The organism is Lysinibacillus sp. FJAT-14745, assembly GCF_001275675.1.
In the GTDB taxonomy this organism is placed as follows: domain Bacteria; phylum Bacillota; class Bacilli; order Bacillales_A; family Planococcaceae; genus Lysinibacillus.
The window spans coordinates 338,661-350,728 of the sequence record NZ_LITM01000006.1 but is presented as its reverse complement, the minus strand read 5'-3'; the positions used below and the strand labels follow the sequence as shown (position 1 = coordinate 350,728).

11 protein-coding genes are annotated in these 12,068 nt (G+C 35.2%); 3 read left to right on the top strand and 8 right to left on the bottom strand.

Annotated features, from left to right (window positions below):
* Window positions 1-559: 559 nt before the first annotated feature.
* Window positions 560-2,092, bottom strand: coding sequence for a thiol-activated cytolysin family protein (locus AMS59_RS11680; RefSeq protein WP_156304630.1), 1,533 nt, complete (start codon window positions 2,090-2,092; stop codon window positions 560-562).
* Between the two features lie 301 nt (window positions 2,093-2,393).
* Here AMS59_RS11680 and AMS59_RS26275 point away from each other — a divergent pair, with 301 nt between their 5' ends.
* Entirely contained in the window at window positions 2,394-2,525 is a 132-nt protein-coding gene (locus AMS59_RS26275) for a YjcZ family sporulation protein (RefSeq protein ID WP_082337493.1), read from the top strand.
* A 227-nt stretch (window positions 2,526-2,752) separates the two neighbouring features.
* Complete coding sequence (locus AMS59_RS24210; RefSeq protein WP_082337472.1) at window positions 2,753-2,860, top strand: YjcZ family sporulation protein; 108 nt, start codon at window positions 2,753-2,755, stop codon at window positions 2,858-2,860.
* Window positions 2,861-3,100: 240 nt separating this feature from the next.
* Here AMS59_RS24210 and AMS59_RS11675 read toward each other — a convergent pair whose 3' ends face one another.
* The 4 genes from AMS59_RS11675 to AMS59_RS11665 all read right to left on the bottom strand — a co-directional run bounded on the left by AMS59_RS11675 (window position 3,101) and on the right by AMS59_RS11665 (window position 7,956).
* The gene (locus AMS59_RS11675) at window positions 3,101-4,369 is read right to left on the bottom strand and encodes an MFS transporter (RefSeq protein WP_053483915.1); all 1,269 of its coding nucleotides are present in this window, start codon (window positions 4,367-4,369) and stop codon (window positions 3,101-3,103) included.
* Between the two features lie 362 nt (window positions 4,370-4,731).
* Window positions 4,732-5,919, bottom strand: a complete 1,188-nt coding sequence (locus tag AMS59_RS11670; RefSeq protein WP_053483914.1) for an MFS transporter — start codon at window positions 5,917-5,919, stop codon at window positions 4,732-4,734.
* Window positions 5,920-6,459: 540 nt separating this feature from the next.
* Complete coding sequence (locus AMS59_RS25825; protein ID WP_199777730.1) at window positions 6,460-6,615, bottom strand: hypothetical protein; 156 nt, start codon at window positions 6,613-6,615, stop codon at window positions 6,460-6,462.
* Between the two features lie 393 nt (window positions 6,616-7,008).
* A complete protein-coding gene (locus AMS59_RS11665) occupies window positions 7,009-7,956 on the bottom strand; it encodes a bile acid:sodium symporter family protein (RefSeq protein WP_053483913.1) in 948 nt (315 codons plus the stop codon).
* Between the two features lie 121 nt (window positions 7,957-8,077).
* Between AMS59_RS11665 and AMS59_RS11660 the strand changes: the two genes are divergently transcribed.
* Entirely contained in the window at window positions 8,078-9,103 is a 1,026-nt protein-coding gene (locus AMS59_RS11660; protein WP_053483912.1) for an S-layer homology domain-containing protein, read from the top strand.
* A gap of 386 nt (window positions 9,104-9,489) precedes the next feature.
* Here the strand turns inward: AMS59_RS11660 and AMS59_RS11655 are convergent, their stop codons facing one another.
* The 3 genes from AMS59_RS11655 to AMS59_RS11645 form a co-directional block, all read right to left on the bottom strand.
* Window positions 9,490-10,488, bottom strand: coding sequence for a hypothetical protein (locus tag AMS59_RS11655; protein WP_053483911.1), 999 nt, complete (start codon window positions 10,486-10,488; stop codon window positions 9,490-9,492).
* Window positions 10,475-10,822 (bottom strand): PadR family transcriptional regulator, encoded by a 348-nt coding sequence (locus AMS59_RS11650; protein ID WP_053483910.1) that lies wholly within the window; start codon window positions 10,820-10,822, stop codon window positions 10,475-10,477. The genes AMS59_RS11655 and AMS59_RS11650 overlap by 14 nt, the downstream gene beginning before the upstream one ends.
* A gap of 273 nt (window positions 10,823-11,095) precedes the next feature.
* The gene (locus tag AMS59_RS11645) at window positions 11,096-11,986 is read right to left on the bottom strand and encodes a LysR family transcriptional regulator (RefSeq protein WP_053484153.1); all 891 of its coding nucleotides are present in this window, start codon (window positions 11,984-11,986) and stop codon (window positions 11,096-11,098) included.
* Window positions 11,987-12,068 lie beyond the last annotated feature (82 nt).

The following is a 12,068-nucleotide window of genomic DNA, read 5'->3' as shown; positions in this document are numbered from 1 at the left end:
TTCCAAAGAAAACTAATTAAAGCATACAACAAAGCGCCCACGGAAAAACACGTGGGCGCTATTTGACGCTTACTTTTCAACTAACATTTACGGGGGTATATTAAACCATAGGAATACCTCATTATTTAATGAAATGTTTATTCAAATTTCCCACTTAAATATACAGGATTTATGGATTACAAACTTCAGAGCAAAATATAATTGTTTAACTTTACTCTTACCTATGATTAGTTAGGAGTCACTTTAGGACGAACGACCTTTTTAGCTTTTTTCAACAATAACAATTTTAAAACATAATTTAAGTTTTAACAATTAAATTTGGTGACATGAAACTTATAATTTTGTAAGTTTTAGTTTCACAAGTGTTACCGAACATTTAAGGTCAAATAAATCCCGGCGTAAATTTTTATAGGTATGATTCTTATAGCAGTGGCAGTACCAATTTTGTATAAGCTTACGCATGTAACAACACGCAAGATATTTGAGGAAATAAAAACGGCTGAAGTTCTTGTGTAACAAGAGTCTCAGCCGTTTGTTTTTCCAGGGTAGAAGTTTATACCTAATTAATATTACCTGTTGGGTGTAATGTAGTTCCTCCAATTGAAACTTTTATTTCATTAGATAGTGGAACATTGTATTCATCAATAATCGTTCTCCACCAATCCCATGCAAGGCCTGTACATTCTCTTGCATAAATTCTAATATTTTTTGAATTAGGCGGAAGTGGTATTACTGTAGAGAAATGAGCTGTTTTGTCTTTCCAGCTTTCATCCCAAGTTTTATGAGATAGTACTTCTTTCCCGTTTTCATCATATGAAAATTCATCCCAGGCTACTTCAAATTGAGCAACATATGCACCATAATGATCCAGGAGGATGCTTCCTTTAGAATATTCTGTAGCAGTTGTCTCGATATAATCTGTATTGTTATGAACAGCAGCAATTGAATTATCCTTTAAGAAAACACTTGTATATGATATTGGGTATGCTGGATTTTTAAGACTGAATTCTGCATTATCTTCAATTATTTTTCTAATATCATTAAAGTCTTTGGAGACAACCTGGTTATGCTTTTGTGAATCTCCACCTAATACTACAGCAGTAAAGGAACTTTCTTCAAAAATATCTTTGTACTGTCCACTAGTTTCTACATTAGTATTGGCATCCTTCAGTAAGGCTTTAAAAGCAGCTTGTACATCCTTGCTCTTAGAGCTTGTTTCTAATTTCACATAAATTGTTCTACCATAAGCTACATTTGACACCATAACGGGAGGAGCATCACTACTTACCCCTTTACGAGTTAACTCTTCAAAAGAAACACTATCATCAAAAAGGTCTGATGGATTGTTAGGTAGTTCTGCACTTACGGTATAAAATATTTGTTTATATGCCGCAACCATCACTTTTTTCTCTCCACTCGCAATCGCATTAAAGTCAATCCCCAGTGAATTGTCAAGAACTTGGGAGCTAACATTCAAAGCGCTTGCTATTTGAGATTTGCTATAAACCATAGATTCTGAATATTGTAGTCTTGCAGGTAAAGTATGGGTTGTTGAATATTTTTCACTCCAAGTAGAGACTAATTCATCTACTGCCCCAGATACATTACCATATGTTGGATTATCCACAGTCATAGTATTTTCTCTTTTCATGCCAGGTAAATCTATGCTAATATTTAGCGGTTTTCTTTTGGCCACCAATAAACTAGGTTGATTGTCTGCAAAAGATCGGTTGGCAAGTTGTAATGCTCCTGGATATGTACGATTTGCCATCGAATCGATAATTGAAATATCTACCGGTGAAGTTGTAAGTGATTTTTTGTTACGTTCAACCACTATAAATTTATTATTTGCGTTAATACCTTCTTTTGGGACAAAACTATCAACCTTGTCACCATTCACTGCTAAAACTTCGCTGTTATTGTAGTTCAAGTTTGCTATACCAGTATCAATGTCATTAGATTCGCTTTTTTCACTAGCTAAATTAGTATCAAGTGTTTTAGCAAAGGAAATAATCGGATAATTTATGATGCATAAACTAACAGATAAACACACTAGAAATTTTATAACTTTAAAATAATTTCGAGTTCCCAAAAAAACCACTCCTTTTTTTAGGAAATTATACCACGAAAATACTTAATTCAAATATAGTAGTTTAGTTTCATATTTAGCTAATTTAAGAGAAACAAATAGTAAATGTTACATATTCAAGCTTCCACCTTGACCTACTTGTGAAGGGTGGATTCTTTATATCTTTTTTAGGCTGCTAATCGGCACATTTTCTCATACGCAAAAACAATCCCATACTAATTATATACATTTCCCTAATAGGATGAATGCCCCCCTAGCTTTCTATAACTTTACATACTATAGACATAGCAAGGAGGGAAATTTCATAGGATGCTACGGTAATATAGGTAATTACAATAACAATTGCTATTACGGCGGCAATGTTAGCTCAACATTCATTCTAATTGTCGTTCTATTTATTCTTTTTATTATCGTCGGCGCAACTTTCTTGTATTAATCTAAAAATCCTTTGTTAATACCAAGCACAAATAGCGAGAATAATGTGTAAAGCTTATTTAGCTTTACGTCACCTTATTGAAGGGTCACTTTACAAGAGTGACATTTTTTCATTAAAACGCATGATTGGTAAATTTTTTTTTAAATTAAATTTATTAAGTAGATATTTATCGCAATCCCTCTTGAAAACTTTACATATTATACATTATAGAAAGGAGGGTAATTACTATGTCTGAATATTATGGTAGTGGCACTGGTTCAGCTTTTGCGCTAATTGTTGTTCTATTTATTCTTCTAATTATTGTCGGCGCAACTTTCATGCATAGAGGTTATTAATATCTAATACCGCCAATAATGCTCATAACTGTTGTAAGGTAATACTAATTTAATCTTACACCTTCAAATCTTTACTTAGGATCACTATCCTCCGGGTGATCCTTTTAATTTTTCCTCTTTCAATTTCATACTCAACTTCCTAAGGCATAATAAAAAGCCACACCTGAAACTATTCCAAATGTGGTTGTTTAGTAACCCATATATAACTTTAGTTCCTTGTTGTGAAATTTATCATCATTCTTAAGCCCTTCTAGACCAAATAACAACCGGGATAAGAATTAAGGATAAAAGCCCTCCTGTTAATGATAGTGTCGCATAACTTGCATTAGCCACTACCATCCCTGAGAGAGCACCACCTGAAGCCCCTGCTAGTGCAACTAAAACATCTATTTTCCCTTGCGTTTTTGCTCTAGTGGAAGGTTCAGTTGAATCAACTATTTGGGCAGTACCACTAATTAAGCCAAAGTTCCAGCCTAACCCAAGTAAAGAAAGAGCGACGATTAATAGAATCATAGAATCGCTCGGTGCGAATGCCGCTAATAAACCAGCACATAACAACGTCACTCCCGAAGCAATACTCATGGCTGTTCGTCCGATTTTATCAACAAGAACGCCTGTTACGAGCGACGGAAGATACATGGAACCTACATGAAATCCTATAACAATTCCTACTTCCGATAAACCATGACCATGATGTTTCATATGTACTGGTGTCATCGTCATTATTGCAACCATTACGATCTGAGTAAGTACCATAACCGTTGCTCCGACTGTCAGACCTCTTTTATTGCTAGCTTTTTCACTAAGAGATTCCGTCTTATTTCCATATTCACTCTCTCGTCTGTCCGCTTCTATCATCTTTGCAATTTCTAACGGATCGGGACGTAACATTATAAAAAGGACAAGACCTGCTAAAATAAATGCTGTAGCTGATAAGATAAATGGACCCGCAAGCGCCGGAACACCAATGGATACAGCAAGTTTACCCATGACATCTACTAAATTTGGCCCTGCCACAGCCCCGAATGTTGTCATCATCATTGTTATGCTGATAGCTTTAGCTCGTTGTTTATTATTGGCTAAATCTGTCCCTGCATAGCGAGCTTGTAAATTTGTTGCAGTCCCTGCGCCATAGATTAGTAGAGAAGCGAATAATAAAATGACACTATTCATCATGGCAGCAATTACTACACCGATTGCACCGAGTCCACCGACAATAAAACCAGTTGATAAACCTGTACGACGCCCGTAACGTTGTGATAGTTTTCCTACAATTAAAGCCGCACCTGCCGACCCTAAAGTAAATAAAGCGGACGGTACTCCTGCATAAGCATCCGTTCCTAGCATTTGCTGAGCTAAAAGAGCCCCTACCGTAATACCTGCTGCAAGCCCTGCCCCACCAAAAACTTGTGAGAGACTAACAACGATTAGCACTCGCTTATACAAGCTCTTTAGCTTTTCGGGTGAATCAATATATGTATCCATGGTTTCTTGTGCTTTTCCAAGCATCTTGCAACACCTTCTTTCTACTTTCCTCTACTTCTGCACGAAGAAAAATATTTCTTCTGTACTAGAGACAAAAAACAAAATGATAGTTAATTAATGATACGGTTGTGTTTGTTCGTCTATAATCGTTATATACACAATGTATCAGTTTTTTTATAAACTGCAACATACATCTTAAAAAGAGTGGAATTTTCGAATACTTGAAGCGCACCACAAACCTTTCTAGTTATAGTGGTACTCCCTACATCCCACACCTGAAGAATTGGGCTTTCCCGTTCAGAAAATCATTAAAAATGTAGACTTAATTAAGAAATAAGAACTGTCAAAAACAGTTTCCCGATTTGACAGTTCTTTTTTGTTTATATTTAATGAGCATGCATCACAACATTCTTTTTCTTTGAATAGAGTAAAAAAGTGATAGTTAAACTTAAGCTAATAACGCCGAAAACAAGTCCCAATCCACTTAAACCAACTAAATCTAGCATCATGCCTGTTGACAATAAGACGACCTGAAAAATGACAGAATCGATCATATTACGGAATGAGAAAAATCGCCCATGGAAATCTTTTGGCACTTGCTTTTGAAAAATCACCATTGTCGTCGGGAAAAAACAGCCTACTGAAAAACCAAAAACTCCAAAAGCCACTAATGCCAAAAATTTAATATCCGAGAATATTAGCATTAGCTCCATCGAACCGATGATAAATGCTAATATAAAAAGTAGTGTTCCAGTGTTCAGTCGTTCGGTAATCAATTTCAAACCAGCTGCACCTAGCATAAAACCTATGCCCTCAACTGTATATAATAATCCTGATATTGTCGTTGAATGATGAATCTCAGAAATTTTCATAATCACTAAATTAAAGGAACCTAAAAATAATGTTGGAATTAACATTAAGACAAGTGTCATTAAAACAACCGGGTGCTCTTTCACCATCGGTAACACTTCTTTAAAGTCACCCTTTTCTTTAGTTGCTGACGATTGATTTGCCGTTTCATCTAATTGTAGGAAGTGCGTAATAACAAACATCATCATATAGACAATAAATGAAATGATGTACAACCATTTCAGCTCAAAGAAACTTAGCATGAACCCCGCCGCAGCAGTACCAATAATCCTTGAAATCGTGCGAGCATTCATTTGCCAAGCATTTAATGTAATTAAATCCTTGTCCTTAACAATCATCGGAATAATAGATTGTAGAGCTGGCATATAAAAGGCGGCTGCTATTTGCAACGTAATTAAAAAAAGAATCATCCAAATAACCGAATTTGTATAAAGTGCCATAAACATAAATAAAACACTAATAATTCGCCCTACACTAGCCCACTGTACAACTGTTTTCTTCATTGACCTGTCAATAATACGTCCTGCCAACGGACCTACTACTAAACCCGCCAATATACCGCTAGAAATAATTAATGATTTGTGAAAGTCAGAGGGAACGACCTCTTGCATAAAAGCTAGATTCCCTATAATCCCAGCCCACAAGCCAAGACCGACGACAAATTCACCTAATAAAATTATCCATACATTTCGACTACGCCACATTCTGTATCTCCTTGTTGTTTTATTAATTAATAAATAGTAACAAAATTACAAATATTAGTACATAGTCATTTTACAATAATTTCATGATATATATGTCTCGAATCAGGTGTGTTGATTAACCATTTTTATACATCCAAAGAGGCTGATTTCCGCTACGGGCTACTCGCTTTCCCGCGGGAGTCGAGTAGCCCTACGCTACAATCAGTTAAAATGGAAATATATTGGCAAAGTGGTAACGAAAAAATCCTTTTATCGCTCAATAATAAACTTATTTTTTCCTAATCAACACGCCTGGTCTCGAATATATCTCTTTTGTAATTATGTATTTTGAGATCTTCATTCAAAAATATAGTTATTATAAGGAAAGCGATAAAAAGACACCGTTTGATTCCATTATCAAACGATGTCTGATTGTAGACACATGCTACTTTGTTTGCATAAAGCTGTTTAGTAAGTTTAATCGACAGACCCGCCATTTAGCATTTTGTGAGGAGCCTTAAAACTGACACTACGTAAAATTAGAAAGATCCCTCAATCAATTTATATTAATTTTCTTACAAGGCGGCGCCAGCCTATCCAGAAAATAATTACCAGCATTCCCGCCCCAACAGACTCGGTCAGCTTCCAAAAAAGTATAAGAACCAGCAAAATAATTAACGGAAGAATCGTTAGCTTCAAATCATCTAACTTTTTCATACATGCACTCTTCTTTCTTAAGTGACATAATTAGTACTCAAAATACTTCCGACAAGCACAAAGCACTAAAATTTCTTGTATAATAAGTGCTGGTGTTTACTCTCAAATTTATATTTTTGTAGAATTTTTAATATGAAATATCTCCCCCATTCTACATTTAAATAACATGGATATTGCTTATCTTCATCATATTCTGAAGGGAGCTTAATGGAAACCTCCTACCTTTTTATTTTCACTTGATGATATTGCATCAAAATTTTTAGTGTCTTTTCTTCTTTTGTCACAAAATGATGCTGCGTTCTAATAACAGTCGATGATAGCAGCACTGTAATTCTTACAAAAAATATTCGCCTCCTTCTGAACAATCGCGAATATTTTTGCATTTAACATTATTTAACCTTCCGCATATTTCAGCTGATACTTTTCGATTATTCGGCTAAAGAACGAGGCAAGAACTTGCTGAAATAGCATACCAAACACTACAGGCATAACCGTTTTTGCAGGAAAGTATGTAGTCGCTACTACAACCCCTACAGCAATATTACGCATTCCTCCTGTAAAAACGAACATCGTAACAATGCTTTTATTCTTCCAAAGTATATGCCCTAATACTAAACAAAAAGCATACCCTGATACTGCCAGTATAAATACGACCAAAATAACACTAACAAGCTCCAAGCTAATATTTTTAATATACGGGGCAATCGCACTACTATTTATCATTACAATACTAAATAAGCTAAGTTTTGAAAAAGGGGCTAATTTCTTTCCTAGAGTCAGCTCAATTTTACCTTTAGTAAACTCATTTAACGTTACACCTATAAGAGAAGGCACAACAATCATCCAAAGTAAATCTAGAATGAGGCCAACCGTATCAATTTCGATTGTTTGCCCTACAACAATATGAAGTAATGCAGGAATAACAATGGGCGAAATGAGTGTATCGATTAAAATAATTGCAAGACATAATGCGAGATGCCCTCTACAAATACTGACCCAAATAAAGCTCGTTACTCCTGTTGGTACAGCGACTGCTAAAACAAATCCAATTGTTAGTAGATGATCGTTAAAGATGAAGTTTGCTACAAAATAAGCCCAAATTGGCATGAGCAGGTGTAAAAATGCAATAACAACTAATATAACTGTTGGGTATTTTTTAAGACTTTTTATTCCTTCAAAATTCATGCTTAAACTACCTGCAAATGTCATAAAAGCAAACAGCCAAGGCACTAAAAATAATAACTGATGCCCTACATTCTCGAACAATACACCAATTAATAAGCTAAGCGGTGTTAAAATAGGCATCCATTTTTGGAGGTATTTATTTAAACTATTCAACATCTCTTTTTATCCCTTCTTTCTTAAAAGAACAGTTTTAGTAAAATAAACTAAAAAAATTTGCAGTTTTTATCCATATCCTTCAAACTATTAACATGACTAGAAGAAAGGATGACTGAGACTAATGAAAAAATTAGTGTGCGCTTTATTGCTTACCATACTTGTTGTGGCAAGTGGATACACTGTACAAGCTGCTGGCTTTAAAGATGTACCAGAAGATCACTATGCCTATGAAGCTATCATGTGGGCAGAGGAATATGATATCGTTAATGGCTATGCTGATGGTACATTTAAGCCCTATGCTACAATTACGGAGCAACAATTCGCAAAACTACTTGCAAATTTTTTTGAGCTTGAATCACCAAATGATGAAATAAAAAAACAAACCCCTGCAGCAATCTGGTCTGATGAATTTTACAATCGACTTGCAAGCTATGGTGTTCCATTAAACGGATATTTCGATAACACTATTCGAGCAGCTAATGTAAAGCGCGGTGTTGTGGCACAGGCAATTACACATTTAGCTAAAGGTAAAAGTGGATTAGATCAATCCATACAGTTTTTACTCGATTATTACATTTCCACTGGTCAAAACTTTCAGTATGAAAACCGCAATTTACAGAAGTTTTTTGGCGTTACAAACAATATGACACGAGCTCAAGTCGTTACGATGCTCCACCGTATGGACGAAAGGAATTTTTATGAAATTTCAGAGGACGCACAAGCAATTCATGAAAATAAGAGTAACGCTGCTTTAAATACAAGAGCGAAAAATGGCCAAAATCAGCTAGATAAAACAATGCAGCTGACAACACCTTCTAATAGTGCTTGGGATGGTACCTATTCGTATTACTATAAGTGGGGTACAGGCTCAACTGATTTTAATCGCCGTGATGCCTATATTTCAAACGCAACAAGTAAAAGCTTTACTATATTCATTACAGCCAATGATGGGACAGCTGCAGGGAGTGTCGATGGCACAGCAACGATTACTTCTAGCACTAAGGCAGTGATGAACAAATCCTCAAACGGCAATCGATGTGTAATAGAATTTGAACGCCTTAATAATGCGCTTAAAATGACTGAAGTAGATTGTCGTACAGAGCATGATGAAGGCACTACTTTTTCTGGGACTTTAAAGAAGCAATAAGTTTTCCATTGGTCCTACTGAAAATAAAGGAACACCCTTGAGGTACTTTTATAAATCACCATAATATCCTTTCATAGTGAAAAGAACTAAAAAGTGCGAAATGGATTAAAAATATTCATTCGCACTTTTTTAACTTATTTTGAACTAACGTCTGCGCCTTCCAAACACTATGATTCTTCCCTTTTTTGTATATGCGAGAATACCGTCTACACAACAATGCGTTATTCTTGTACTTTTTTAGAAAAAACATTTGCTTAGCCTTATTTAACAGCAAACAAAAAGAATCCATTTTAATAAAAGATCGTTCAAAATGGATTCTATAGTTTTTATTATAGATATAATTATTCGTTGAATTGTTTTGTGTATCCGCTAATAAGCAGTCCAGATTAACGAATGTTAGCCTTGCGGAAGCCATCAAATACACTGAATGCCGCAGTAATCATAAAGATGAACATTCCACCACCAACTATCCGCGTTTTAAATTGATTAGTAGTAATAGCAAATAAATCCGACATATACGTAATGAAATCTTGGCTTAGTAAATTAGGATTTAATAGTATTACGATAAATACAATAGTGCCAATTAATTGTAGGGCAGTATTGCATATTGCCATTCTTTTCGTACATTGCTGCTTGATTAATTTGTAAAGGGAAAATGCAATTTCTAAGCCTATTACAATCACAACAATAGGCCAATATCGAAATAAAACTTCTTGATTGAAAGTTGGAGTCACAAATACAAGTCCTTCTCTTCCTCCTTCATATACACCTACAAGATAATTCGCATAAAAGTAAAATGTTGCCCAAATCCCAGTCCACATTAAACTTAAAAATACTTCGTACTTTGATATTGCTTTTTTCTTAGGAATATAAGGTTTATTTTTTAAATCATCAGGCGTCCATTCTTTAAAGCGTGCTGTTAATGGCTGCCCACCTCTTCCTTTATCTGTTCTTTCCAAGACTGCAAACATAAGTGTTAGCCAAAAGAATACTTGTATCCCTACTTCAATGATTCTCTGAATTCCTTCAGTCATAAGGTTCAAACCAATATTTAAAACCGCTTGTTCTCCACTATATCCAATAAAATATTCGGCAGTCATCGCGATTAACGAAATGACAGCAGCGATCGGTAAAATCATTTTAAGTAAAGTCACATATACATCAAAATAGCGTGGACCAATTAAGTACATTGGCCAATCTCGATAATTACTTGCCAATGCCACTGGACTCCCTAATTTTTCAAGAACCACTTTTACATCTTCTTCTCTATAATCATCAGGCAGCATATCCTCTATGTTTGACCGTAACTCAAGTATAATATCTTCACGATTTTTTTCAGGAAGCCTCTGAGCAACTTCCCGAATATAAACCTCAATTAAATTCATCATCTTCCTCCCCTTTCAATAAGTTATACAGCTCTTTCGAATTCTCCATCCATTCCTTTTTTAACTGCAAAAATATCTCTAACCCATATTCACTTAAAACATAGTACTTACGGGGCCTACTCTCAGATGTATCCCAACTACTCGTCACCAAATCCTGTTTCTCTAACCTACGAAGCAATGGATATAAGGTACTTTGATCTATAGAAATACCTAACCCTTCCAATAAAGAAACTAGTGAATAGCCATACTGAGGAGTTCGCAATTGACTTAAAACTGCTAATGTCAACGTACCTCTCCTAAGCTCTGTAGTTAATGAATTCAATAAATTACTCATCCACCCACCTCATTTTTATTACTATATGTCATACAGTATTTACTCTATACTATGCATCGTACACTATTGTTGTGACGAAATTAATTAATATTCTGTATTATTTAAAAATACCGTAAAGTTGAATCCACATTAAAAGTTGAAATGAAAAAAACCACAAATTTAGATAGGTCTAAATTGTGGTTTCCTCTTTAAAAAATAATTTAGGTTATTAAAACGGTGCCCTATTTCAGTGGTCTGCATCTTTTTATCATCAGTCTGGGTATAACAATGCTCTTAAAACTTCTTATACATCTTCATGGCAATCTGTATAAAATCAGCGAGATACGGAGATATGTGTTTATCCTTATGCCAAGCGATATCCGTAAAGATTTCTGCTAAATTCATTGATGCAGTCAGTTCTTTTAAACGATGGTTTTCTAACTCCTTCTCCACCACCATTTTGGGTAAGAATGAAATACCTAAGCCTGCCATCACACATTGCTTAATGGCTTCTATACTTGCAAATTCAATCATTTGTATTGGTTGAGTACCTTCCTGTTGCAGCTGTACTTCCAATTGATTACGATAGGAGCAACCACTTTCCGTCAAAAGCATCGTTTCATTTGATAGTTGCTGTAAAGAAAATACATCTCTTTTCGCGGTGCTATCAATAGGTGCACTGACAAATACTAATTGCTCTTGAATAAGTCGCTCACGATGTAACATAGGTGTTTCCTTATAGGCATCTGTAATAAACGCTATATCAAGTTTGCCTGACTGCAATAAATCTTTGGCGATTTCAGTTGTATGGACAGGCTTAAAAATGATTTTCACTTGTGGATGGGCTTTTTGAAATTGTTGTAAAATACTCGGAAGACGGTACACACATTGACTTTCCTGTGCACCTATTTTTAACACCACTTGTGCTTGTTCATTTAATACAGCTTTTTTCATATCCACATTTAAATCTAGCATTTTTTGAGCATACTGTTGTAATCGCTTGCCCTCCTCCGTAAGGGTAATACGTTTTCCCAGCCTCTCAAAAAGAACAACACCTAGCTCATCTTCAAGCGATTTAATTTGTGCTGTTATACTTGACTGTGCATAATCCAGTAGCTGAGCTGTCTGCGTAAAGCTTAACGTTTCTGTAGCTGTTAAAAACGTTTGTAGCTGTTTCATATCCACCTTCTTCACCTCTAAATCGTTTTTTCCGATACATTTCATCGAAACATTCATCTTTATCGATAATAAAAATAAGTTTACACTA

Coding starts and splice junctions, on each gene's coding strand:
- AMS59_RS24210 (WP_082337472.1), top strand. CDS start 2,753: ATGTCTGAATATTATGGTAGTGGCACTGGTTCAGCTTTTGCGCTAATT.
- AMS59_RS11675 (WP_053483915.1), bottom strand. CDS start 4,369: ATGCTTGGAAAAGCACAAGAAACCATGGATACATATATTGATTCACCC.
- AMS59_RS11670 (WP_053483914.1), bottom strand. CDS start 5,919: ATGTGGCGTAGTCGAAATGTATGGATAATTTTATTAGGTGAATTTGTC.
- AMS59_RS25825 (WP_199777730.1), bottom strand. CDS start 6,615: ATGAAAAAGTTAGATGATTTGAAGCTAACGATTCTTCCGTTAATTATT.
- AMS59_RS11665 (WP_053483913.1), bottom strand. CDS start 7,956: ATGTTGAATAGTTTAAATAAATACCTCCAAAAATGGATGCCTATTTTA.
- AMS59_RS11660 (WP_053483912.1), top strand. CDS start 8,078: ATGAAAAAATTAGTGTGCGCTTTATTGCTTACCATACTTGTTGTGGCA.
- AMS59_RS11655 (WP_053483911.1), bottom strand. CDS start 10,488: ATGAATTTAATTGAGGTTTATATTCGGGAAGTTGCTCAGAGGCTTCCT.
- AMS59_RS11650 (WP_053483910.1), bottom strand. CDS start 10,822: ATGAGTAATTTATTGAATTCATTAACTACAGAGCTTAGGAGAGGTACG.